General features: G+C 29.9%; 20 protein-coding genes. 10 read left to right on the top strand and 10 right to left on the bottom strand.

Annotation, left to right across the window (positions count from 1 at the left end; translation table 11 throughout):
• Positions 1 to 515: 515 nt before the first annotated feature.
• The 4 genes from CLU82_RS02765 to CLU82_RS02750 form a co-directional block, all read right to left on the bottom strand.
• Complete coding sequence (locus CLU82_RS02765; RefSeq protein WP_232735198.1) at positions 516 to 2,657, bottom strand: DUF4838 domain-containing protein; 2,142 nt, start codon at positions 2,655 to 2,657, stop codon at positions 516 to 518.
• 261 nt (positions 2,658 to 2,918) lie between these two features.
• Positions 2,919 to 4,211 (bottom strand): YaiO family outer membrane beta-barrel protein, encoded by a 1,293-nt coding sequence (locus CLU82_RS02760; protein ID WP_100841649.1) that lies wholly within the window; start codon positions 4,209 to 4,211, stop codon positions 2,919 to 2,921.
• Positions 4,211 to 8,014 (bottom strand): sulfatase-like hydrolase/transferase, encoded by a 3,804-nt coding sequence (locus CLU82_RS20945; protein WP_232735197.1) that lies wholly within the window; start codon positions 8,012 to 8,014, stop codon positions 4,211 to 4,213. Before CLU82_RS20945 ends, CLU82_RS02760 begins: the two co-directional genes overlap by 1 nt.
• Positions 8,011 to 9,072, bottom strand: coding sequence for a HEAT repeat domain-containing protein (locus CLU82_RS02750; RefSeq protein ID WP_100841648.1), 1,062 nt, complete (start codon positions 9,070 to 9,072; stop codon positions 8,011 to 8,013). Before CLU82_RS02750 ends, CLU82_RS20945 begins: the two co-directional genes overlap by 4 nt.
• Before the next feature lie 1,033 nt (positions 9,073 to 10,105).
• Between CLU82_RS02750 and CLU82_RS02740 the strand changes: the two genes are divergently transcribed.
• The 9 genes from CLU82_RS02740 (at position 10,106) to CLU82_RS02700 (ending at position 19,706) form a co-directional block, all read left to right on the top strand.
• Positions 10,106 to 10,870 (top strand): TIGR02757 family protein, encoded by a 765-nt coding sequence (locus tag CLU82_RS02740; RefSeq protein WP_100844908.1) that lies wholly within the window; start codon positions 10,106 to 10,108, stop codon positions 10,868 to 10,870.
• 121 nt (positions 10,871 to 10,991) lie between these two features.
• Positions 10,992 to 11,747 carry a LytTR family DNA-binding domain-containing protein gene (locus CLU82_RS02735; RefSeq protein ID WP_100841646.1) on the top strand — a complete coding sequence of 252 codons (756 nt, stop codon included), beginning with the start codon at positions 10,992 to 10,994 and terminating at the stop codon, positions 11,745 to 11,747.
• Complete coding sequence (locus tag CLU82_RS02730; RefSeq protein WP_100841645.1) at positions 11,725 to 14,754, top strand: histidine kinase; 3,030 nt, start codon at positions 11,725 to 11,727, stop codon at positions 14,752 to 14,754. The genes CLU82_RS02735 and CLU82_RS02730 overlap by 23 nt, the downstream gene beginning before the upstream one ends.
• Positions 14,755 to 14,854: 100 nt before the next feature.
• The gene (locus CLU82_RS02725) at positions 14,855 to 15,517 is read left to right on the top strand and encodes a hypothetical protein (protein WP_100841644.1); all 663 of its coding nucleotides are present in this window, start codon (positions 14,855 to 14,857) and stop codon (positions 15,515 to 15,517) included.
• 165 nt (positions 15,518 to 15,682) lie between these two features.
• The gene (locus tag CLU82_RS02720) at positions 15,683 to 16,294 is read left to right on the top strand and encodes a hypothetical protein (RefSeq protein WP_100841643.1); all 612 of its coding nucleotides are present in this window, start codon (positions 15,683 to 15,685) and stop codon (positions 16,292 to 16,294) included.
• 192 nt (positions 16,295 to 16,486) lie between these two features.
• Entirely contained in the window at positions 16,487 to 17,365 is an 879-nt protein-coding gene (locus CLU82_RS02715; RefSeq protein ID WP_100841642.1) for a CsgG/HfaB family protein, read from the top strand.
• Positions 17,366 to 17,369: 4 nt separating this feature from the next.
• Positions 17,370 to 17,831 carry a hypothetical protein gene (locus CLU82_RS02710; protein ID WP_157813313.1) on the top strand — a complete coding sequence of 154 codons (462 nt, stop codon included), beginning with the start codon at positions 17,370 to 17,372 and terminating at the stop codon, positions 17,829 to 17,831.
• A gap of 11 nt (positions 17,832 to 17,842) precedes the next feature.
• Complete coding sequence (locus CLU82_RS02705; RefSeq protein WP_100841640.1) at positions 17,843 to 18,757, top strand: DUF6175 family protein; 915 nt, start codon at positions 17,843 to 17,845, stop codon at positions 18,755 to 18,757.
• Positions 18,758 to 18,764: 7 nt separating this feature from the next.
• Positions 18,765 to 19,706, top strand: a complete 942-nt coding sequence (locus CLU82_RS02700; protein ID WP_157813312.1) for a hypothetical protein — start codon at positions 18,765 to 18,767, stop codon at positions 19,704 to 19,706.
• 182 nt (positions 19,707 to 19,888) lie between these two features.
• Here the strand turns inward: CLU82_RS02700 and CLU82_RS02695 are convergent, their stop codons facing one another.
• A complete protein-coding gene (locus CLU82_RS02695) occupies positions 19,889 to 20,578 on the bottom strand; it encodes an ABC transporter ATP-binding protein (protein WP_100841638.1) in 690 nt (229 codons plus the stop codon).
• 138 nt (positions 20,579 to 20,716) lie between these two features.
• Between CLU82_RS02695 and CLU82_RS02690 the strand changes: the two genes are divergently transcribed.
• Positions 20,717 to 21,028 carry a hypothetical protein gene (locus CLU82_RS02690; protein ID WP_100844907.1) on the top strand — a complete coding sequence of 104 codons (312 nt, stop codon included), beginning with the start codon at positions 20,717 to 20,719 and terminating at the stop codon, positions 21,026 to 21,028.
• 16 nt (positions 21,029 to 21,044) lie between these two features.
• Here CLU82_RS02690 and CLU82_RS02685 read toward each other — a convergent pair whose 3' ends face one another.
• The 5 genes from CLU82_RS02685 to serC all read right to left on the bottom strand — a co-directional run bounded on the left by CLU82_RS02685 (position 21,045) and on the right by serC (position 24,885).
• Positions 21,045 to 21,347, bottom strand: a complete 303-nt coding sequence (locus CLU82_RS02685) for a DUF6787 family protein (protein ID WP_100841637.1) — start codon at positions 21,345 to 21,347, stop codon at positions 21,045 to 21,047.
• A 132-nt stretch (positions 21,348 to 21,479) separates the two neighbouring features.
• Entirely contained in the window at positions 21,480 to 21,911 is a 432-nt protein-coding gene (locus CLU82_RS02680) for a DUF6146 family protein (protein WP_100841636.1), read from the bottom strand.
• A gap of 114 nt (positions 21,912 to 22,025) precedes the next feature.
• Positions 22,026 to 22,583 (bottom strand): DUF937 domain-containing protein, encoded by a 558-nt coding sequence (locus CLU82_RS02675; protein WP_100841635.1) that lies wholly within the window; start codon positions 22,581 to 22,583, stop codon positions 22,026 to 22,028.
• 101 nt (positions 22,584 to 22,684) lie between these two features.
• The gene (locus CLU82_RS02670) at positions 22,685 to 23,635 is read right to left on the bottom strand and encodes a D-2-hydroxyacid dehydrogenase (RefSeq protein WP_100841634.1); all 951 of its coding nucleotides are present in this window, start codon (positions 23,633 to 23,635) and stop codon (positions 22,685 to 22,687) included.
• A gap of 179 nt (positions 23,636 to 23,814) precedes the next feature.
• On the bottom strand, positions 23,815 to 24,885 hold the full coding sequence (gene serC, locus CLU82_RS02665) for a 3-phosphoserine/phosphohydroxythreonine transaminase (protein ID WP_100841633.1): 1,071 nt from the start codon (positions 24,883 to 24,885) through the stop codon (positions 23,815 to 23,817).
• Positions 24,886 to 24,940: the final 55 nt, after the last annotated feature.

Below are 24,940 nucleotides of genomic sequence, written 5' to 3'. Positions count from 1 at the left end.
TTATGTTGTTAAAAACTGTTAAGTTTTACTGTTGAATGTTTTTAATTTTTTATTTGACATAAAATGAATAAATCTATTCTGGGTCAGAATCCTACAAAATGTTAAGAAAAAAGAACATTAATAAAGTTATACACAAGAGTTTTTTTGCTCGTATATAAAATGCTTAAAGAAAGTGTAACTAGTGTTTATCGATTTATTGATGATTTACTTTCTATATGAATTAGCTTAATTAAATAGTCTTTTGCAAAGCGGGGGAAATTAATTTTCTATTTGGTTTTACTTTTAAAAACGGATGTCTTTATTTAAGCTATTTCCTTAAATGAAAAATAAAAGTTTGCATGTTATCCCGTAGGAACTTTCTATTTAATCTATTAAATGTATAATAATATAGATAAAAGTACATTTTTTATTTTTTTTATGCAAATTTATCTACAAATATTTGTAAGCAAGGATTGATATATAATAAAAATTGTAGTTATGATTAGGTTTGATAGATTTAATTTCTATGTTTAATTTTATTCATTATACAACTCAATTTCATCAATCATTACCATTGGTTTTTTATTTTTTCGATTTCTCCAATAGGGTAGTTCTTTGAGATTTTCAACTTCAATTTTTAGAAGATTATAGTTTTTAAATTTGCTTGATTGTAATTCCCATGGTTCAATTGTTACTTCAGTACTTTCAATACCATCATTTTTTTCTAATTGAGTAATAAGTTGCCATTTGTGATTTTTAAAGCCATAAATACTTATTTTTTTAGGATTAAATATCCAGTGTCTTGGATCATTTAGAGTATTGATTTTAATGCTGTTGAAGTTTGTTTTTTGTGTAGAAAGCTCAATTTTTGGATTGTTTCCGTACCAACCTATCCAATTAATTGCAGGATCTTTGTATCCTTCCATCCCATCAACCAAACCATAAGATCCTTTGCCTTTGTTTTCCTCGGATGGAGGAGTCAAAAAACGAATTGGATATTTCTCTCCCAAATGAGTGATGTAATTTTTTTCTATAGCTAACCATTCTTCATAGTACTGATTTGGAGTTAACCCTCCTTCACTAATTTCATAGATGCCAAGGTCATTGCAATTTTTTGAAAACTGGAGAACACGTTCTCTAAGTCGTTTTCCTTGATCCTCTTTATTTTTGTCTGCAAACATTCCGTGTTTGTCTTTACCATAAAATTTAGATTGTTCAAAATATACATATTCTAAAGATAATCGTAATTTTAAGATTCGTTTTGCTATTACAGGATCATTTACTGAAGCAGTTTCTGCCAGACTTATTATTTGGTCATATTGATCCATTGCTTCTAGGGAGAGAAAGGTATTTCTGCTATCTATTGGATTGGTATAAATGTCTAAATAGCGATTACTTTTTTCTTGATTTTGAATAAGCAAATCAATATATTTTTTGACAAATGGAGCTGCGTTACCGTAAAAACCATTTAGAAAATCATTGGTTAATGTTTCAACATTAGTATTAGTGTCCCAAATTAATTTGGCTAAAATATATTGTCTTAATTCATATAGATCTCCAGGAATATCTGCATATCCTTGTACAAATATGCCTTTGATATTATTTTGTTCATAGAATTTATAATTTTCTGAAAAGGTTTGAAAATTTGGAAAAGGAGAAAGATAATTAGTAAATTCAACTGTGTAGTCCCATAAATATAAGTGTTCAGTAACTGTACTCCATTTGTTGAGAATATCCAAGAAGGTTTTATTGTCTGGTATTTCTTCAATAGCTTTTCCCCGATTCATTTCAATTGGACAGAAAAGCGTATAAATATTGGATTGAATTTTTAAATTTATTGGAGCTTGATATGTTTGAAGATAGGCTAATGTAGTTATTTTTGTTTTTGGAAATTGTCTAGCAATTCTGTTTAGAAAATAATACAACGAACCTTGTGGACCTCCGTGTTTTTCGTTTAAAGTTTTACATTTATCACATTCGCAATACACAAAATTATCGTTTTGACTTATTGAAAAAAAACGAGCATCGGGGTTTTGATTAATAATTTCACTCATTTTTTTAGAAACTATATCGAATACAGTATCATTGGTCATACATAAAGATTCAGCGTTTCGTTTGCCTTCATAGTAAGCAAAAAACGTTGGATTTGTCTTGAAATATTCTTTTGCACTTAGTAACTTATAAAACGAATGTCCCCAAATGCCAAAATCTTGAATGTGCCAATCCAGTTTGTGCCAGTCTCTAAAATCCTCATCATAACAATCTGGATAAAATAGAGCTCGATATTCAAAAGAAGGTGAGTAGGTTTTGTGAAAATTTTTTAAGAAATTCACTTCCTTTAGTTTTGGTATATAACTGTCTTTTGAAGTGTATCTTCTAAATCCCCATGTTTCTAGTAAAGTATAAATAGCATATCGCAACGTTTTTTCATTATTACCAATTAAATAAATTGCAGTGTCGTCGCTTTTAATTATAAAAGAATCCGAATCAATTTTTTTTTCATCGGTATTAATTTCAAGAACTATTTTGGAATTACTCGTATGTATTACATTCTTAGTTTGGATATGAAAGGGATCATTAAATGCTTTATCCAAATAATTTTTTAAAAGAGTTGCTGCTTTATTTGTTTCATCACTTGATGAAATGATAATTACTTCATGGCCTTTTGTATTTGTCAAATTTAAAGAATTTTGAGCCATAATTTTACAGTTACAAAAAGACAAAAAAAACAATATTGTAATAATAGATTGTTTCGTTTGCATTTTTTTAGAATTGATCTTAAAACAGCTAAGTGTTTTTTGTTTCATTTTGTTTCTTATTTCGATACTGCTATATACGTACAAAGCATCCTTAATGCAAAATAGCGTTATATATGAAATTTGTATTAAAAAAAGGATTTGAGTAATAAATTAATTTCTGTTTTTATTTGGTCATTGCTATTATCTAAATCGAATTTCCCAAGACAATAAGATGGTTGAAATCCAGAAATAATTACCCTGATCAAAAGGAATCTCCTGATGAATCATTCCGAGTTGTGCTCCCCAAGCATTTTGTTTGTTATTGGTAGAAAAATAATATCCAATATTCAGTTTTTGGGATTTAAGATTTACAATTCGCTCATCATTTGCAAAAAAATAATTCTGATTTAGTTCTGGCGAAATCCCAATTCCTGCATTGATTCCAAAATAATTATCAGCATCGCTTCGGTATTTTCGGTAGGTTAGTGTTCCGGAAGTACTCAATCCATTGTCTCCTGGGGTAAAATAAGGGCGAAAAGACCAGTAATCATCTCCATTGTACCAAGTAAGAGAACCAGTGTAAATCATGGTAGTAGTATCATATAATAAAGCTCTAAGTCCTAGTGAAACTTCAAAACTTTTGGGTAGAGATTTAAAAAGCTCCGCACCGTATCTATAATCAGGGAATAAATATGAATTAGATAATCCAAAGTTTAGATACGCATACATTCCTTTAGCAATTTTTGGATATAAGTCGACTTCAAACTGTGTACCTAAATCACCAAATCTCCTGTCTATATTTACTCTGGCAATAGCGCTTCCATATTTAGTTTGGCGCGCATACTTTATTGCATTGTAAAGCATAGAGCCATATACTTCTGAGTAAATATCAATTTCTGAGGTAACACCAATAGTATTATTTAGAGTTGTTTTTTCTAAACTTGATTCAGATTCCGTGGTTGTCAAATTATCGGGGATTTTGCTTGTTGAAGATTGTACTGCTCCTGCCGTAGCGGTTGAAATCATTGTGTTTTCTTGGGCATTTTTTTGTAAGTCCAATATTTCGGTATCATTTGGGAAAATTTTCAATGCTTTTTTAGATAATTTCAACGCAAGAAAAGGGTTATTACCCCACGTTTCATTTTTAATGGCCGCTACCCATGTGGTTTTTCTATTCGTATCTTTTCCTAAAATATATTTAAATTCGGCTCTTGCTTTTTTATAATCTCCATCCCAAGCATAGGTAGAACCTAAAAATTCACGAACATCATGATAATTGGAATATTTAGTCAAAATGTGTAGCAAAGTATCTTGTGCTTGCTTTCTATTTTTGTTAAATGCTAAATCACGGGCAGTTTTAAATGAAACATCAGGGTCACTATTATATACTTTTTCTTGCCCTATCATTTGAAATGGACTTAAAAATAAAATTATAATTAGTAAAATATAATTTTTTTTTAAATTTTTGTTTTCTTTTTTTATAAGAGTATCCATTACTTATGTTGTTTTGAATTGTTTATTTTTTTTTGAGATCTTGCCATTTTTTCCTTGATTTCAGGATTTTTTATTCCTCTGGATAATGCTAGTGTACCAGTTTCGAAGCTTTTTTCGTTTTGGTCAGACCACCAATACACATCCATCAGAGCCAAGTAAGCGTCATCATAAGACGGTATTCTTTTGATAACGATTAGTAATTCGTTTTCTGCTTTTTTATACTCATCTTCTCTAGCTAATATTCTAGCTTTAAAGGTTCGTACATCGGCATAATTGGGTAATTCATTTAGTATAAAATCGCAAAGTAACAGAACCGTTTTGTATTCTTTTTTGGAAGCCAAATCCCTGGCTACTTTGAACATTTGTTCAGGGTTTAATCCCTTAGTTAATTTGTTGATAGTGATTTGCTCCTCTTTGGAAAACTGAATATCTTGTTGTTTGTTTAAATTTAATGATTTTGGAATGATTTTGTTTTTCTGGGTTAAATATGCATTTAGTTGTTTAAAAGCATCAAATTTATTGGTAATAGTATTTAAAATAGTGCCATCATTGATTTTTTCGGTATCAAAGTTGTCTTTTATTCTATACAATTCACCACTAGAATACAAATAATCTTTATAGATATAATCATCAATAGTTCCTTTATTTCGAGTTAAAGGAATATCTTGAGTATTTCTGAATTCTTTGACAGTGTCAAGCCCTTTTCCCATCCAAGCGGTTTGATCCAGTTTGTTGAATTTATAATTGTTAAACAAAAAAGAAACCAAACTTGGCGTAACATCCCAGTGTGAAGAAATTGATTTAAACGATTCAGCTTTCTTCAGCATCGGACTAAAAATATATAAAGGCACGTGAAAACGGCATAATTTATCTTTTTGTGCAATAGGGATTAAACGGTGGTCACCCGTAATTATAAAGATAGTGTTTTTATAATCTGGTCTTTTGGAGTATGCTTCCATATATTCTCTGATTGAATTATCTGTATAACTTAAACAGGCAAAAATGTCTTTATAAGAACTAATGTTTTCTTTTTGAGATTTAAGATTTGGATGGGTATCAATAATTCTGTCAACTTTTTTCAAATAATCCTTTTTTGTTGGAAAATCAAAGGGTTCGTGATTGGTAAGGGTTTGTATAATATCCAATCGGGGAAGTTTAATTTTGTTGGTTTCGATAAGTGCTTTCTTAAAAATTTCAGCGTCAGGATATCCCCAGGAAAAACCTCCCGAATTTGCTTTTGTTTGGATATATTCAGGGCCATAATTATTTTTATCGACTACATTATCAATGCCATTTTGCTCCAAAAAATTAATTTTTCTATCAAAATTAGAATCATCGCCAGAATAAAATGACGTGGTATATTGATTTGCTTTTAGAATATTTATCAAGGAAAGATGCGCTGGAAACGGATTTAATTCTAAAAAACCTTTTTGGCCATACGTTAGTGAACCTAATAATGATGAAAGTACAGCATAAGTCCTTCCTCCGTTACTTAAAAAATTTTCCCAATACAATGATTTTGGAACCATCGAATCTAAGTATGGTGTAAAACCTCCATATTCGTTTTTGCCAATGAATTCGTCTCCTAAACCTTCAACGATTATAACAACAATATTGGGTTTTTTATTTGTAATATTAAAGTAAGGAACCAAAACATCCGGAGTCGATTTAAAAGGCTTTAGCATCGGATATTCTGATTTGAATTTGATGTTTTGTACGTTGCTAGCTATGTTTTTGTCTCCTTCAAATCGGATAATATCTTTGGTTAGAAATGCCAATTTATTTTCATATTTAGAGTCAGACAGATCAGGAAGAAATAATTTCAAACTGCCTAAAATAAGTAACATTATAAATGAGGTTACTAAAATTATTCGTTTGTTGTTCAATTTTGTAAAAGCAAAATTGATTCCCAGATACAATAAAGGAATAATTATAAATGGTAAAAAAAACATAAATGAGAGCGATTCGGATGCGGTTACCGCCAAGTACATATCAGAGAAAGAATAGCCTAGTAAATCGGCTCCCAAGTTGACCAGAGTAGTAGAACTATATTTTACCAATGCAAATTGTCCCAGTACAATTAAAGTAAAAAGGACTGTCATAAATCGTATAGAAAACGTTTTTCGTATAAATCCAAAGAGTATAAATAGGGGTAAAAGCACTAAACTCACAATTATGGATGACCAAAAATCGTTGATTAGTTTATAGCAAATATTCAAACCAATATTAGGGATTGCAATACCGTTCGATGCTTTTGAATACGTTTCAAACAAAGTCGACAACCAAAATGTAAAAACTAACGAAGTGGTGAGATACACATATTTGAAACGAACAAGTATTTCTGTTTTAATTCTATTTTGTGAAAAAAAATGTTCTTTTTTGATTGCTGTTGCTGTATCAAAACCTTGTCGTTGCATATTTCCCCAACTTTGTTCTTTTAGACTAAAAAAATTATAATATCCTTTTAGTGATGCATATACGTTAATTGGGTGATAACAAAAAGGCTCTATAATGGCCATCAATACTAGAATGATAATTTCTTTGGCATTGGCATAATTTTTATAAATGACATCATCTAACAGGATGGATATAAAAGTAACGATGATGTAAAATAAATATACAGTTAGGGTTAGGTAAAGAAAGTTAACATAATCTTCATGTAAAAAAATAAAGCTAAGAATTAATACAAGGACTCCAATTACTTCTAGAATAGGAATTAGAAATTCGAAAAAGAAAAAATATGGAAATATTAGAAATCCTGTTCTTTGATATTTTGGATTAAAAAAAACATTTTTATGCAAAAATAATGTCTGTACTAACCCTCTTGACCAACGTACACGTTGGCGTATAAAGACTTCTTTTGTAGTTGGAACTTCTGTCCAGCAAAGTGATTCGGGGATGTATTGTATAGAAAAAGGTAATTTATTATCATACATATACTTTCTCATTCGGGTTACAAGTTCCATATCTTCCCCTAAAGATTTGTGGAAATAACCACCAGCCGCTATAACAATTTCTTTGTCGAACATACCTAAAGCACCAGAGACCAATAGAAGTCCATTAATTTCGCTCCAAGCCATTCTACCAAAAAGAAAGGCTCTAACATATTCTAATTCTTGAAATCTAGGAAGCCATCCTTTTGGGAAATGAATTTTTACCAAAAAGCCATCTTTTACTTCACACGAATTTGATATTCTTATACCAGCTCCAGTTGCAATAACTCTTTTCTTTGCCTCGATGAATGGTTTTGCTAATTTTATAATAGTATCATTTTTTAAAATACAATCTACATCAGTGCAGATAAATAATGGATACTTAGTAGAATTTACTCCAACATTGACAGCATCTGCTTTGCTTTTTGCATTTTCTTTATCAACAACTAATAATTTGTAATAAAGTGGGTTAGTGGATTTATAGTGACCTCTAACAGTGTGGGTTTTAATTTTTTCTTGATAATAAAAATCAACTTTTACCAGTTCGAATTCTTTAATTAATTTTTTTAAAGTATCATCTGAACTTCCATCATTGACTAATACTATTTCAAATTTAGGATAGGTTAATGATAGCAGCGACTTGACATTATTGACAACAGTAGCACCTTCATTGAATGCTGGTGCAACTATTGAAACTCCTGGTATATAATTGGATTTTATAATGACATTGTTAGGAATGAAATATTTTGTATTGAGACTTTTCTTAATTGCATAATAAGATAATGCTGCTAATATGCAATAAAAGATTATGTAGGTTATTGAAAATAGACCTATGAAATTTGTATATATGGATAGGATATCATTAATCATTTATTGATGGTTTTAACATGTTTAACCATTTTTTTTAAATCCTCATTATCTAAAAAATAATTATCCATAAAGCTAGGATTTATTTTTTCGAGACAATAAACAGCATCCAGTTTGATGTTTTCATCTGTTTTGTTCTCTAGTAATTGGATAATAAAACTCTCTGATTCTGATGCTCCTATTTTTGAAAGTGTATTGAAAATCTCTAATTTATTTTGTGTGTCTTCATTCTTAAATTGTTCTATCAATTCAGTTTCGGCTTCAAAAATGAATAAGAAATTAATAGCCATGATAGCTTCTTGACGAACACTTCTATCTTTGTGTTTTAGTAGTTTTACAATGTTATCGTTCTCATTATTATAGTTATAAAACATCATGAGCTTAATGCCAAGTTTGATTATAGAAGCATTATCAGAAACAATCCAGTCGTTCAAATTGGATGGCATTTTTGTCTTTTTCTGATGTAAAATATCCATGATATTGATTTCTTCTGCAATTGTAATTTCATGTGAAAAATCAATTAACGTTTCTAGTTTATTAGGTCTCAAGGAAATTAAAGACAAAAAAGCTCTAGATTTTATATTTCTGTTTTTATGATTTAGTAAAGGAGTAATGTAGTCCTTCCCTTTTTTATAATCCAATGACTCTAATTGAAATAATCCAAGACATTTTATATAATAGAGATGACTTTTTAAAAGTTTTTGGGTATATTGAAATAGGTCAAATTGTTCGTATATAAAGTGAAATTTATGGGTAATCTCTCCTTTTAGGTTTAGTTTCAGAAAAATAATTTCATTAAGTAATAATTTTTTGCACCAATTTTTTTCAAAAGGAATTTCTGTTTTAAATTGCTCAATTTCTGCATGATGAAGTTTTTCGTCAAAAGGTGAGAAAATCATGTTGGTTAGAAAATTCTCTATATCATTTTTTACTGTTTCAAATTTTGGTTGAAATATATCGTAAATGTACCTGTTGATGATTAAAACCGAAATTAATATAGTACACCCAACGATTAGTATGGGTAATACGATTCGAATAAAATAATGAATAAATTCTTCCATTAATAAAAAGTGTGTTTTTGAGGGCAATGTAAAAACTAAACTAATGGTAAATTATCTTTATGTTTAAAAGATAAATATAAAGATAATCAATATTTTAGAGGTAGAAAAATAAAAGAGATCATTATGAATTGAAATTAAGTCTACTCAGATATGTCTTTTTCTGATGTAAAATATCCATGATGTTGATTTCTTCTGCAATTGTAATTTCATGAGAAAAATCAATTAAGGATTCTAGTTTATTTGGCTTTAAAGATATTAATGCTAAAAAAACTCTAGATTTTATATTTCTGTTTTTATGATTTAATAAAGGCGTAATGTAATGACTCCCTATTTTTATAATCTAATGATTCTAATTGATACAATTCAAGGCATTTTAGATAGAAGAGAGGACTTTTTAAAAGCTTTTGTGTATATTGTAGTAAATCAAATTGCTCGTATATAAAATGAAACTGTTGCGTAACTTTTCCTTTTAGATTTAATTTCAAAAAAAAATAATTTCATTAAGTAATAATTTTTTGCAGCAATTTTTTTCGATAGGAATTGCTTTTTTAAATTGTTCAATTTCCATTATGTAAAGTGTCTCATCAAACGGAGAAAAAATCATGGTAGTTAGGAAATTCTCGATTTTATTTTTTGTTGCATCAAATTTGGGTTTAAATAAATCATATTTGTATCGGTTGATAATTAAAATGCCTATTAATATCAAACACCAAAGTATGAGTAAGGGTAAAATGATTCGGATAAAATCATAAATTAATACCTCCATTTATTAAAATGTATTTTTTGGTAATGATTTAAAAAACTAAGAGGGTAAATGCTTTTAAATGTACATAAAAAATAATCAATATTTCAGTTGTATGAAAAATAACTCATTCATTATGAATTGAATGAATTCATTGTAAGAAAGTTTTTAGAAGTATGAAATTTAAACCTCAAAAATAGAATTGGATAAAATTAAGGTGGTATTAATTTATAAATTCAAAGAATTATATTTGCATAAGAAATAATAGTTTACAACCAATCTACCATGGTCATACCTAAAAATGAATTAAAAGATTTTCTTGATTCAAAAGTACTTCAATATAATACCATAGACTTTATAGAACCTGATCCTATTAGCGTACCACATCGGTATTCATTAAAAGAAGATGTCGAAATTGCAGGGTTTCTTGCTTCAACAATTGCTTGGGGAAATCGAAAGATGATTACCAAAAATGGTCACCGAATGATGGATTTACTTGGTAATTCTCCGTATGATTTTGTAATGAATCACAATGATTATCAATTAGAAAAGTTAGAAGGATTTGTACATCGAACTTTTAATTCGGATGATTTTAAATTTTTTATAAAAGCGTTGCAAAACATTTATAGTAATCACGGTAGCTTAGAAGATATATTTTTAAAACACCAAACAAAAGATTCTCTGCAACCTGCAATTCACGCTCTTAATGAAGTTTTCTTTGAAATTCCCCATTTAAACAGAACAAGAAAACATGTTGCTGATCCTAACAAAGGTTCAGTTGCAAAACGAATTAACATGTGCTTAAGGTGGTTTGTTAGAAATGATAATTCAGGTGTTGATTTAGGTATTTGGAAGAACATCTCTCCATCAAAACTTTCTTGTCCACTAGATGTTCACTCAGGAAATGTAGCTCGAAAATTAGGTCTTTTAGATAGAAAACAAAATGATGGAAAAGCCTTGGCTGAACTAGATGCTAATCTTAGATTATTAGATGATAAAGACCCAGTTAAATATGACTTTGCTTTGTTTGGTTTGGGGATATTCGAAGGTTTTTGATATCTATAATTATTTAAAATAAACTCACTCTCTTTCAGTGAGTTCTGACGATTATTAATGATTTTACTACGTTTACTAATTCAATTATAGTAATAAGCTTTGGTTTTATTACATTTATAAAATGATTAAGACCATTATTGTAGACGACGAATACAACGCTAGAGAGTTTATGGAAAAACTCCTAAATCGTTATTTTCCAGATAAATTTTTAGTTCTCGACAAATGTGAAAATGTTGACGAGGCAATTATATCCATTGAAAAGTTTAATCCAGAATTAGTTTTTTTGGATGTTCAAATGCCTAATAAAAATGGTTTCCAACTTTTTAAGGAACTTAATAAAGTTAAGTTTGAAGTCATTTTTACGACCGCTCATTCTGAGTTTGCTATTGATGCTATAAAATGTAGTGCCTTAGATTATTTGTTGAAACCAATCAATTACATCGACTTATTGGAAACAATTAAGAAGTATGATGAAAAACTGAATAAGGCTTCTCAAAGTGATAAATTAAAACTACTGATTGAAAACATTGATATTGGAGGTTCTGAGTTTAATAAAATTGCTTTGCCAACAGAAAGTGGTTACGAATTGGTCAAAGTTAGCTCCATTTTGTATTGCGAAGCGGATAGTAACTATTGCAAAATTGTTTGTTTAGATGGGAAAAAAATTGTCTTATCTAAAACTTTAAAATACATTGAAGAATTACTTCCAAAGTCAATTTTTCAAAGAATTCACAAATCCTATTTGGTAAATCTTAATTACATTACTCGATTCAATAAAACCAACGAACTTCTTGTAGAACTTTGCAATGGAGAAACTCTCCCTGTATCCGTTAGAAAAAAAGACGATTTTATAAATGCTATTATTCAAAAGAAATAAAATACTTGTTGCTTTTCTTCTATTTTTAGAAATAGTCATAGCGCAAACAATTCCAAGTAAGAACATCAGTATAAATGATGGTTTGCCTAGCAATGATATCAAATGCTTTTTTAAAGACAGCAGAGGTTTGATGTGGATTGGTACTGAAGCTGGATTATGCTGTTATGATGGCTCAGCTTATAAAGTATTCAACGAAACAAATGGATTAAAACACGACAGAGTTTGGTCAATTGCGGAAGATGAAAACAAAAATATTTGGTTGTCTTTATACGGCAAAGGACTTGCAAAATATGATGGTAAAAAGTTTACCTATTACGATGAGAAAGATGGTTTAGTTAATAATTCTATTCGCAAAATTCATTATTCCAAAAAGTATAAATGCCTAATTCTTGCAACTGAAAACGGTCTTGGAATTTATGATTTTAAAAATTTTAAGTCTTTCCAACAAAAAACTGATTTTGGAAGGTTTCAAGTAGTTGGTATTGATGAAGCACCTAATAAAATCTTAATAACGGTTTCCTATAGTGATGTGTTTGATCTTAAAATTCAAAAAGACATCCAGAAATCAACATTAGAAGCAGTTTTTACGCCACCAATATCGTATTCCTCTTTTGTAAATAATAGTACTTATTTCGCTGGAAATGCTTTCCACACTCTATTTACAAAAAACTTGATTACTCAAGTAGAATTGAAACATGAGTGTCCAATTATTTGGGATTTTGCTAAAGATGATAAAAATAATATCTATTGTGCTGCTTGGAATGTAATAGATCCAAATGGTGGTTTATTTAAATATTCAAACAACACTTTAACAGACATTACTAAACGAGCTAATATCAAATCTACAGGTTTATGGTGCTTGTTTTATGATAAAGATACGCAGCAACTTTGGGTAGGTTCAATCGATAATGGAATATACCTTGTAGATTTGAGTAGAAGTATTAAATTTCTTGAGCCATCGTATTTTGGCTTGAAAGAATTGCAAATTCAAGAATTATACAACGATAACAACAATACCACTTGGATTGGAGCGAAAGATTACATTATCCTTCTTCATAAAGACTTGCGATATACTATTTTTGACCAAACTACCTTGTGGATAAAACTTTCTATTTATTTTAGACAAAAAGGAATTAACCCAAAAACGAATCCTGTATTTCAAAGATTTCAACAGAAGAGTGGTTTTACATCCTTTAACATCGTATCCGACAAAGATGGAAATACTTGGGTAAATACTACGTGGGGTGTCTTTTGTTTCGACAAGAATTATGCAATTCAATTTTTTAAATTTTTTGATGGAGGTCACATAATTTTTGATAAAAAAGACCAAGTTTACTTTGGCAGTATGTATTCGGATATTTTCTTTATGCCTAATAAATTTGATTGGACTCATTTTTTAAATCTTTCATTCAATAACTCATCCGTTCCAAAAGACATAACTAAAATTGTCAAAGACGGTAATCTGATTTGGTTTGCATCCGTAACAAAAGGATTGTTTTTGCTCAAAAATGATAAATTTTATTCCTTAAATGCTAATGGATTGTTCAAAGAAAACAATATCAAAGATTTGCTTATCAATGATAAAGGGCAATTAATCATTGGAACCAACAGTGGAAGGGTTTATATAACCAAATGGAATGATAAGAGTCTCGTTATTTTAAAAACTTATAATCCCTTTAAGGAAATTTACGGCAGTTCTATTTCTTTTGTCGAACAATCAAAAGGAGCTTACTTTATTGGAACTAATAAAGGAATCAATGTAATACAGAATAATAAATTCATCAAACTTATTAATAAATCAGAAGGATTAGCGGATATTCAGTTTAATGATTGTATAAAGGATAAAAAAGGTAATTTATGGGTAGCAACTAATAATGGATTAATTCAGCTGAATATCGATGAAGTTTTAAAAAACAAAAAGAATAGAATCTCTCCGATAAAGATAACATCGATTAAAGTAAATGGAGAATCCTACGCTAGATTGGATAGTTTAGTTCGTTGGGGCAGTTTTGGTAAAGACAAAATAAAACTTAATTATGACCAAAATGATATAGAAATTGTCTTTTCATCCAACAATACTTTTAATTCTGATAAAAATGTTTATCGTTATAAAATAGTTGGATTAACAAATACTTGGAGCAATTTTGAATCTATTGGAAGAATACAATTACTAGGAGTTCCTAATGGAAAGTATAGAATATTATTAGAAGGTAAGAACATCGGTACAGGCGAAATGTTTTTCCCAAATGCTATTGATTTGAGAATTACACCCCCATTTTGGAAAACTTGGTGGTTCTTGCTAGGTTGTTTTGCTTTTTTTTCAATTGGAACTTATCTTATTTATTTGAATCGAATTCGTAGAATAAAAAACGAAGAAAGAGGAAAAGCCGAAGTTCAAAAACGTTTAGCCGAAACTAAAATGGAAGCATTACAAAGCCAGATGAATCCTCATTTTATCTTCAATGCTATGAACTCTATTCAGAATTATATCATTGACAATAATACCGATGATGCATTGATGTATATGGGTGAATTTTCAAAAATAATTCGTCAGACACTTAATAATTCATCCGAGCAAAGAATTGCATTGGATGATGAAATTGATTATTTGAAATCCTATATTACACTTGAGAATATGCGTTTTAAAAATCAAGTGACTATTGAATTAATTATTGATGACGAATTGGATTTGTTTGAAACTGAAATTCCACCAATGCTAATTCCACCTTTTGTAGAAAACGTATTTGTCCATGCATTTGATTCTCATTCAGAAAATCCAGAACTTATACTTTCATTTAAACAGAAAGATAATTGTCTTTTTTGTGAGGTTGCTGATAATGGAAAAGGAATGATTTCGGGTAATTTAAATAAACTGCACACTTCAAAAGGAATAAATTTAGCCAAAGAGCGTATCGCTTTATTTCAAGTTGGTAATTTGAATCCGATTGCTATTGCTTCTAAACCTAATGAAGGAACTACAATTGTTATAAAGCTTCAAATAGACTGATTTTTTACGGTTAATCATTCAATTTTTACGGTAACTAATTCACTTTTTTTGAAATATTCATTTGCTATATTTTTGTTGCGATTAATTAAAATAATAATAAATGATAAAAAATAGATTTTTAAAAAGTATTTGTCTTGTGGTTTTAGTAGTTATTTCTTTTACTAATTGTAGTAGTGAAGATTCAAACAATTCAAATGAATCAAATCCAGATTTAAAATTGAAATTTACTTTAGATGGTTTTAATGATTATAAAGGTGAATACGATGAACTTGTTTATTGGGATAGTACTTTAGAAAAAAATGGAACTACTACATATGGTTTGAATGCTATTATAGATAGAAAAGGTATTGATTCTAATGAAAACGCACATGTTGCAGTTATTTTTGAATTCTCATTTACAGCATCTGAGCCGTTAAAAGCTGGTCAAGTTTATAACATATCTCAAATTGATTATATAGATGGGAATTTTGCTTTAAATAATAATGAACCCAATGCCTGGGCCAATGTTTGTGGTTATCTAAGAATTGAGATAGATAATAAAACAATTGGTCAAATTAAGATTACATCGGTTTCTGGAAAAAGAATTAGTGGTGAATTTTATTTTACGGATTTACATAACCTTTATTATAATTCACATTCTTATTTTTATCCAAATACTGCAACATTTCCAAATTGGTATGAATATAATAAATGTTTTGATTCATCAATACCTAAATATGTAAACATTTCCAAAGGAGAGTTTTACAATGTTGAAATACAATAATTATTTTAAAGAATATGTTCGATATGTTCTGCTTTTAACAGCAGTGAAATCTGTAGTTTTTTATAAAAAAAGACACTATAAATAATTGTCTAAAACTCAATATACATTAAAGTTATTTCTGAGTCGTATCAACTAATTAAATCAAATTACTTTAAATCAAATTTTATGAAAAAAAATCTATTTATTGCTTCTGTTTTTTTGTTTACCATTTCACTATTTATAGGTTGTAGTTCTAATGATTCTGATAATAATGACATTGCCAATAGTGGAAATCTTTTTTTAAAGATTAATATTAGCGGAACTGAATACAATGACACTGAAGGAGGATTTTATGGATTTAGTGATAGAGCCAATTGTAATAATAATGGAGATTTGTTTTTGCAATCTGTTGGACAGATTGAAACTTCAAAAATATTCGTGCAATGTTTCTTTCTTCACTTTGAAAATAATATAGATTTTAGTGATAAGACAAAAAACATTGCAACTAACTCAGGTATAACAGATAAAAATGAAGTGTATCCTGGAAATGATGTAGATGTTTGTGGTTTAAATAATGATTTCTCAATAATATTTGAAGATAAGGTCTCTAATAAATATTTAAGTTTCAAACCTAATACAACTAAGAAACATACGATTACAAAAGTTACACAAGTATCTGAGGATACAACATCAAGAGACTTAATTGTAGAAGGAAATTTTGAAGCAGTTTTCCTTAATGGAAATACTGAAATTCCCGTTAAAGGTAGTTATAGAACTGAGATAGAAGTTTTGAAATAAAAGATATTTGTTAAGTTATTAGGTGCAACCGTCTCAAATTTGAGGCGGTTTTTTTGTACTATGAAGTTAAAGTTCTCAGGAATATCCAAAATCAAGTAATTACGATTAATTTCAAAATTTACACGTTAACTAAGTGCTTCATATTGTTTGTTTTGCTTGTATTATTATTGCCCAATATATAAATCTACAAAAATGAAAAAAATTATTTTATCAGTAGCAACCCTTTTGATTGGGTTTAGCACAATTGTTCAAGCACAGGAAAAAACTGGAGTAGGAATTATGAATTTTACCTATGTACAGGGTGCTGCGAGTGCTCAAAATGTTAATTCTATTCAAGAGACTGTTACAAATGCTTTTGTTAAAACTAAAAGATTTAACATAGTTGATCGTTCAAAAATGGATGCAATAACAAGCGAAAAAGAATTGCAAAAAACAGAAGCTTTTATGGATGGAGCTGCCATTGCCCAAGGAGCTTCATTAGGAGCTTCATCTTTGATTTCAGGTCACGTGATTTCAGCAAGTGCTGAAGCAATGAAAGCTGATGATGGAAAAGGAAATGTTACCGTTACTTACAAAGCAAAATTAGCAATCAGTTTAAAAGTTATCGATGTAGCTACTGGACAGGTTATTTCTTCTGAGACCATTGAGCCTAAATCTGGTAATTCCTTGCTTGGTATGATCGGCATGGGGGCTTCAACCCCTGAAGCTGCAATCTCAAAAGCAATAAGTGGTATTCAAGAAAAAATTGATCTATTTGTTAGTACAAATTTTCCACAGTCATTTTCAATAGCCGAGATACAAGAAAAAGGGAGTAAAGGTGATGCAACCAAAATTTTAATAGCTGGAGGATCTGAATTTGGATTAAAAAAAGGAGACAAGCTAAAAGTTGTTGAAATTGTAGAAATGGAAGTAAACGGAAAAAAAATTAGACGTAAAAAAGAAATTGGTGAATTGAAAATTACTAAAGTTGAGGATGAAAATTTCTCTATTTGCTCGGTTAATGTTGGAGGTATAGATATTAATTCAAAATTTGAGGCTAAAGCAAACCTACAAATAATTACTAAATCATAATATTTTGAAAAGTATACTAAAAACACTTTTTATAATTGTAATAATAGGGCTGCATGGTTGCAGCCCTAAATTGCAACCCTATTCGGCTGAAGTAAATTTTTTATATAAAGAGGCTCAAGGAACTATAGCTATAAAAAGTACAGGTTATGGAGGAAATAGAGCTGATGCCATAATGGATGCTCAAAAAAATGCTTTTAATGTTCTTTTATTTAAAGGTATTCCAGGCACTGAATTAAATGTACCCTTAATAGAAAATGAAAATACTGCAAAATCTAATCATGCAGACTATTTTAAAAAATTCTTTGACGAAAGAAATTATAGAAAATTCTTGATGTCATCTACTGAAAGTTCAAATTTGATTAAAATAAAAGGAGGTAAGAAAATTTCAGTTGATATAAAAATAAATTATAACTCATTACGTAAAGACCTGGAAAATAATGAATTGATAAGGAAGTTTGGGTTTTAAAAAATAATAATATGAAAAAAATAAAATTTACATTAACAATTTTTGCTTTGCTAAACTGTATAATTTTTTCGGCATTCTCGCAAAATGCTGCAACAAACAGTGGTGGTCAAGTAACTCAAATTCAGCCCTCTATAATAGTGATTCCTTATAAAACGATAGGTCAGAATTATAGGCAATTGCTTGAAGATCCAATACAGGGTTTTCAGAAAAGGATTGCTATAAGTCGAGTAAAAGAGGCTTTTGATTCACGAGGTTTTACAACATATGATTTTGAAGGTGAATTAAAAAAATCAGAAGCTGCTGGAGCTTTTTCTGGGGATGCTCAGACTGATGAAAAAGATGTAATTGTTAAAAATTCAGGTGCAGATATTTTCGTAGTCGTAGATATTGATGTTCAAAAAGGACAAAGCGGAACAGAAGTAAAGATAATCCTTCAAGCATTTGAATCCGCTACGGGCAGGTCTTTGTCTAATAAGGATGCTTCTTCTGGAAAATATTATACAGATGATGTTTCTAAGTTAGCAGGTAAGGCAGTTGATGTCATGAAGGAAGATTTTTTGAATGTTTTGCAAACGAAGTTTACAGACATTGTAAATAATGGTCGTTCACTTTACTTAGAATTTGTATTAGATCAAAATGCTACTATGAATTTTCAAACAGAAGTAGGTTCTGATGGTGATTTACTTTCTGAGTCAATAGTTGATTGGATGGGTAAGAACGCTTATAAAAATTATGCCAAAAAAGGAGGAAGTACAGCATTGAAAATGATTTATGATGATGTTAGAATTCCACTCAAAGACCAAGCCACAGGTATGAATTATGAAGTTGAATCATTCGGTCGATTAATTAGGAAATATTTAAAAACAATAAATGTTATTAGCAAAGTTGAATATCCTAGAGGACAAATAATCGTTACCATTCAATAAATTTCATATGAAAAAAATACTTTTAGTAATAAGTGTCATCTTAATGACAAATATGGCATTTTCCCAAAACAATAATACTGTTGGTAAAATTGCATTATCTATCATCATGCCAGATAATTTAGAAGGTTTATCTGTCGGAAATTTATCCAAATTAGAAACAAAAATAACTCAAATTCTAACAGCTACAGGTCTATCTGCTACTGGATACAACAATAATTTTGTCATTTATCCAAAGTTTACGATATATGATGCAAGTGTAGTTGAAAGTGGTATGCAAGACATTACTGTAATTAATTGCGAGCTAAGTTTATTTATCAAACAAGTTGACAATAATGTAGTTTTTGCCACGATCAGTAAACAATTAAAGGGTAATGGTAAAGACAAACAAATTTCAATAACAAACGCAATATCGAAAATCAATAGTAAAGATCAGGACTATCAGATTTTTATTGATAATGGTAAAAATAAAATCACAACTTATTACGAATCAAAATGTGGAGATATCATTTCAAATTCTGAAAGTTTAGTAAAGATGCAGGAATATGAGCAAGCACTAGGGTTATTAATGACAGTTCCTGAAGAAGTTAGTTGTTTCAGTAAAGTTCAACAAAAATCAATTGAAGTTTACAAAGCCTATCAAAATCAAACTTGTAAAGTACAATTACAAGAAGCTAAAACACAAATGGCATCAAATGATTACAATTCGGCATTAACTACTTTAAGTCAAATTGATCCTTCAACACCTTGTTACAAAGAATCACAAATTCTAGTAAATAATGCAGCTGCAAAAATTGATATTGCGGAAAAAAAGGAATGGGATTTAAAGGTTAAAAGTTATAATGACGATGTTGCTTTAGAAAAGCAAAGAATTAATGCAGTAAGAGATATTGCAGTTGCATACTACAAGAGAAAACCGACAACAGTAAACTATACTTATTTGATTAGATAATAAAGTAATGCTGGTTTTTGAGGTGCTGTCTCAAAAAGGTTAAGCTTTAAAAAAGGGTTTGATTTTAAAGTCCAACCCTTTTTTTGATATTATTTAGAACTGATTTGTATTTAATGGAAATTTTAAATTGAACTTGAATAAATATATAAATTCTAGAAAATATTTAAGTTAAGTCGTATCAATTAAGGATTGCTAATTTGACCATCTATCATAATTAATTTTCTATCGGCCATATTTGCCAATTCTTCATTATGAGTTATAATTACAAAAGTTTGCCCGAATTCATCTCGAAGTTGAAAAAATAATTGGTGCAAATTTTCGGCAGAGTGCGTATCTAGGTTTCCAGAAGGTTCGTCTGCAAAAATAACATCAGGCTTGTTAATTAATGCTCTTGCGACAGCTACACGTTGTTGTTCACCACCTGAAAGTTCATTTGGTTTATGATTTATTCGGTGAGATAATCCCAAATATTCTAATAGTTTTTTTGCTTCCTTTTCGGTTTCTTGTTTGGGTTTATTAGCAATATAAGCGGGAATACAAACATTCTCTAAAGCAGTAAATTCTGGTAATAATTGATGAAATTGAAAAATAAAACCTAAATTCAGATTTCTGAATTTTGACAGGGTTTTGTCATTCATTTTCAAAATGTCTTCATTGTTTATAACAAGTAAAGTTCCGTTTTCAGTATTTTGATTTTCTTTTTTTGTTGAATTAGGTTTGTCTAGTGTTCCTAATATTTGCAAAAGTGTCGTTTTTCCTGCTCCCGAAGCACCAACAATAGAAACAATTTCACCTTTTTTAATATGCAAATCTACTCCTTTTAAGACTTCAAGTTGATCGTAATATTTATGTATGTTTTTTGCGTGTATCATTGTTTTGAAACTGTTTTCACAAAGAAACAAAAGTTTCTCTCGATATTATAATGGCTTCGATAATTTTTAACGTATATACTTTTAATTGTAATCCGATTTGGATTTTGTAGATTTATATCTTGAATTAATTTTATGAAAATGGATAATTTAGAGACAGAAGCTACTTATCAAAAACAAAAAGTAACTAAGCTTTTATTAGGATTAGTTTTTGATGCAATCGGAATGATTTCATTTGTAATTCCTGGAATTGGGGAGTTCTCAGATGTAGTATGGGCACCATTTGCTGGTTTTTTAATTACAAAAATGTATAAAGGTCGAGTAGGTAAGGTGGCAGGTATTTTAACTTTTTTAGAAGAAATAATTCCGTTTACCGATGTAATTCCATCATTCACATTGACTTGGATATATACATATTGGATTCAAGGAAACGTAAATAATAATATAAAATAAAGGAAAATAAAATATTTTAGTCTTTAAAAATAAATCCTAATCCCATACTTCTTAGCATTTTCTTTTCAAAAGCCCAAAAGAATTTAAATTGTCCAAAAAGAAAGCCTATTGCAACTAATAGAACTTGATAAATAGGGAAAATTAATAGTAAACGAACTGGAGTAAACCAATGACCTAAATCCTCTTTGACAATTCCTAACCATATACAAAAGGGTTTTGATAACCATGCAGACGCCGATCCGGTAATAGCAAAAACTACAAATATTATAGCCAATTGCCAATTGGATGTTAGTCCCCAACGTTGTTTCAATCGTTTCATTAGTATTTTAATTCCTTTTTACAAATATAACGGTTTTGGTATTTAAAACATTAATGCTGAATGAAAAACAAGAAGAATTTTAGTCTTTAAATTAACTTTTATTTTGGGATAAATTTTAAAGGTTGTGATTTACTATCTCAAAGGAACACGACCATATAATCTTTGATTGTATTTGTTTTGAAAATAAATCATGTAGTTATAAATAAGATAGTTTACTTCATAACCATAATTAATAGTTGGTTCATAATTGATCGTCATTTCATAAAGGTTTGGGGAGTATCTTTGAGGTTGAAGTACGCAGTTGTTCCATTCTAAAATGTATGGATAATTTTTGGCTTCCAAATAACTTTGTGAATAATATCCCCTTGGTAAAGCTGTAGATTGAAGCCAAGAATCAAAACCAGTTTCGATAATAATGACTTCATATTCTAATTCTTTATTTACAATTTTTATAGTATCATTACCTGTGGTTATTGGTTTTTCTGTATTTGATATCGTAGATTTTGAAGTATTGCAAGCAATAATTATAAATAGAATAAGCAATATATAAATTGAATTTTTCATACTAGAGGGATAATAAACTTAAATGACTTATATGATTTAAATGAGTCTTATTTATTTAAGGCAAATATGATAATGAAAAGAGTATATAGCTTTAAGCAGTTATTTAATAGATAATTATTTTCCAAAAAGCTTCCCAAGAAATCCTCCAATACCGCCACTACTTTTTGATATTGCCATCGCATCTGCAATGTCAACTTTTCCATCGGCATTTTGATCCAAACCAAATTGTGTTCCGTATTTTGAGATAGCATCCATTATCCCCGAAGTTTGTGCACCACCTCCAGAAATTGCTCCAATTAAATCTGTAATTTGAAAACTATCATTCGGGTCATTAGTTTTGTTTACCAGTCCGCCTAGTACTTTAGGAATTATGCTTCCTGCAACTCCAGAAGCGGTATTGCTATCCAGACCAAATTTTTCTCCCAAGCTTCCTGTTAGTTGTTCAGTAATTTTCTGAACAGCTGGATTAGAAGAGTTTTGGGCATTATTCCCTTGTAATAAACCAGCTAGTTGTTCAATACCACCTTCTGAAGCCATTTTTTGCAAACTCGAAAAAATAGAATTTCCTGCTTCTTGCATTACAGCTTCATTTTTTTCATTTGGAACAGCATTGTTTTTTACAACAGCATCTTGACCAAATTCTTGTACTAATTGTGTTAATTGCTCAAACATAGTTTCTGATTAAAGGTTCATATCAAATATAATCAAAAAAAAAGTTAGAAATTAGTAACAGAAGTTAATAATTTCTAACTATATAATTTTAAATCAAATGCTTAGTTAAGTATTTGAATAATTTGATGTGCTAATTCAGTACCAATTCTATCTTGAGCTTCTTCGGTAGCAGCACCAATGTGCGGTGTTAATGAAATTTTTGGATTCATTAAAATAGTAATCTCTGGATTAGGCTCATTTTCATAAACATCCAATCCGGCAAATAATACTTTTCCATTATCCAATGCTTCTATCAATGCTACTTCATCAATGGCACCACCGCGTGCACAATTAATAATTCCAACACCATCTTTCATCAATTCAAAATCTTTCTCTCCAATTACATATTCGTCTTGAGCAGGAACATGCAAAGTAATAAAATCACATGCTGCAAATAAAGATTCCAAGGATTGAGAACTAAGTGATATGCTAATAGTTTGTCCATCAAAAAAATGAATTTTGAGATCTTTATGAGGTATGTGCATGTCGCTATAAATAACTTTCATACCCAAACCAATAGCCATTCTAGCAACAGCCTTACCGATTCGACCCATACCAATTATTCCAAGAGTTTTACCCCTAAGTTCAATACCATTGGCATATGCTTTTTTCAAACCTTCAAAATTGATATCGCCTTCAAGTGGCATGTTTCTATTGGAATCATGCAAGAACCTGACACCCGTAAATAAATGAGCAAAAACCAATTCAGCAACAGATTCTGATGAAGATGCTGGCGTATTTATAACATGAATTCCTTTGCTTTTGGCATATTCAACATCAATATTATCCATGCCAACACCACCACGGCCTATGATTTTTAGACTAGGACAAGCATCAATGATATCTTTGCGAACCTTAGTAGCGCTTCGAACCAATAGAACTCCAATATCGTTTTTGTTTATAAAATTAGCAACTTGTTCCTGTGCTACTTTTGTGGTAATAACTTCAAAACCAAATTTTTCCAGCGCAGTAATACCGCTTTTAGAAATTCCGTCGTTTGCTAATATCTTCATGTATAATTGTTGTTTTGGAGCTTTATCCTGCTATCCGTTTCAATCTTTTTTCGGCAAAAAAGCCTCAAAAAGGATTTTCACTACTATCAGGGCTAGGGCTTCATGTTTTAATATAATCTTTATCTAAAGGAGAACATCAATTTTCTCTACTGAAAATACTGAAATCTGCCATCTGAATACTAAATACTCTTCTCAAGCTCTTTCATTACATCAACAAGAACTTGAACGCTTTCCAATGGAAGTGCATTGTACATAGACGCTCTATAACCTCCTACAGAACGATGTCCTGGTAATCCAGAAATCCCAGCAGCTTTCCACATTTCGTCAAATTTAGCAGCATGTGATTCGTCGTTTAATAAAAATGTTGCATTCATATTAGAACGGTCTTCAACTGCAGCCGATCCTTTGAATAATGGATTCCTGTCTATTTCTGCATAAAGTAAAGCCGCTTTAGCATCGTTTATCTTTTCGATAGCCTCAATTCCACCTAGTTTTTTTAACCATTGTAAAGTCAATAAAGAAGCATAAACAGGGAAAACAGGAGGAGTATTGTACATACTTTCTGCTTTGATATGTTTAGCATAATCTAACATACTTGGGATTGTACGTCCAGTTTTTCCAAGAACTTCCTCTTTGATAACGACCAAAGTAGTTCCAGCAGGACCCATATTTTTTTGAGCTCCAGCGTAAATAATATCAAATTTTGAAAAATCAATTTTTCTAGAAAAAATATCAGAACTCATATCGCAAACAAGCGGAATATTAGTTTCTGGAAATTCTTTCATTTGAGTTCCAAAAATAGTATTGTTACTAGTACAGTGGAAATAATCTGCATCTGCAGGTATAGTATATCCTTTCGGGATATGATTAAAATTTTGTTCTTCTGAAGAAGCAACAACATCAGTTGTACCGAAAATTTTTGCTTCTTTTATAGCTCCCGATGCCCAAGTTCCCGTATTCAGATAGGCTGCCTTGCCATTTTCTTTCATTAAGTTATAAGGAATCATCAGGAATTCTAAACTGGCACCTCCTCCAAGAAATAGGACTTGATACCCTTTGTCTTTTAAATTCAAAAGTTCTAAAACTAAAGATCTTGCTTCTTCCATTACAGCGACAAAATCTTTACTACGATGCGAAATTTCTAAAAGAGATAAACCAGAGTCATTAAAATTTAAAATGGCTTGAGCTGATTTTTCAAAAACTTCTTGTGGTAAAATACATGGTCCTGGGCTGTAGTTGTGTTTTTTCATGGTGTAGTTACTGTTTGTTTTTATTTGTATCGATTAACTATCAAAAGAAATTACC

The sequence above is a fragment of the Flavobacterium sp. 5 genome (assembly GCF_002813295.1).
Classification (GTDB): domain Bacteria; phylum Bacteroidota; class Bacteroidia; order Flavobacteriales; family Flavobacteriaceae; genus Flavobacterium.
The sequence above is the reverse complement of the archived record's forward strand: the minus strand, read 5'-3'. Positions and strand labels throughout refer to the sequence as shown.

Bases quoted from the DNA above. Each gene is read 5' to 3' on its own strand.
- CLU82_RS02715 (WP_100841642.1), top strand. From the start codon at position 16,487: ATGAAAAAAATTATTTTATCAGTAGCAACCCTTTTGATTGGGTTTAGC.
- CLU82_RS02750 (WP_100841648.1), bottom strand. From the start codon at position 9,072: ATGGAAGAATTTATTCATTATTTTATTCGAATCGTATTACCCATACTA.
- CLU82_RS02760 (WP_100841649.1), bottom strand. From the start codon at position 4,211: ATGGATACTCTTATAAAAAAAGAAAACAAAAATTTAAAAAAAAATTAT.
- CLU82_RS02725 (WP_100841644.1), top strand. From the start codon at position 14,855: ATGATAAAAAATAGATTTTTAAAAAGTATTTGTCTTGTGGTTTTAGTA.
- CLU82_RS20945 (WP_232735197.1), bottom strand. From the start codon at position 8,014: ATGATTAATGATATCCTATCCATATATACAAATTTCATAGGTCTATTT.
- CLU82_RS02670 (WP_100841634.1), bottom strand. From the start codon at position 23,635: ATGAAGATATTAGCAAACGACGGAATTTCTAAAAGCGGTATTACTGCG.
- serC (WP_100841633.1), bottom strand. From the start codon at position 24,885: ATGAAAAAACACAACTACAGCCCAGGACCATGTATTTTACCACAAGAA.
- CLU82_RS02695 (WP_100841638.1), bottom strand. From the start codon at position 20,578: ATGATACACGCAAAAAACATACATAAATATTACGATCAACTTGAAGTC.
- CLU82_RS02690 (WP_100844907.1), top strand. From the start codon at position 20,717: ATGGATAATTTAGAGACAGAAGCTACTTATCAAAAACAAAAAGTAACT.
- CLU82_RS02730 (WP_100841645.1), top strand. From the start codon at position 11,725: ATGCTATTATTCAAAAGAAATAAAATACTTGTTGCTTTTCTTCTATTT.
- CLU82_RS02700 (WP_157813312.1), top strand. From the start codon at position 18,765: ATGAAAAAAATACTTTTAGTAATAAGTGTCATCTTAATGACAAATATG.
- CLU82_RS02720 (WP_100841643.1), top strand. From the start codon at position 15,683: ATGAAAAAAAATCTATTTATTGCTTCTGTTTTTTTGTTTACCATTTCA.
- CLU82_RS02705 (WP_100841640.1), top strand. From the start codon at position 17,843: ATGAAAAAAATAAAATTTACATTAACAATTTTTGCTTTGCTAAACTGT.
- CLU82_RS02685 (WP_100841637.1), bottom strand. From the start codon at position 21,347: ATGAAACGATTGAAACAACGTTGGGGACTAACATCCAATTGGCAATTG.
- CLU82_RS02735 (WP_100841646.1), top strand. From the start codon at position 10,992: ATGATTAAGACCATTATTGTAGACGACGAATACAACGCTAGAGAGTTT.
- CLU82_RS02675 (WP_100841635.1), bottom strand. From the start codon at position 22,583: ATGTTTGAGCAATTAACACAATTAGTACAAGAATTTGGTCAAGATGCT.
- CLU82_RS02680 (WP_100841636.1), bottom strand. From the start codon at position 21,911: ATGAAAAATTCAATTTATATATTGCTTATTCTATTTATAATTATTGCT.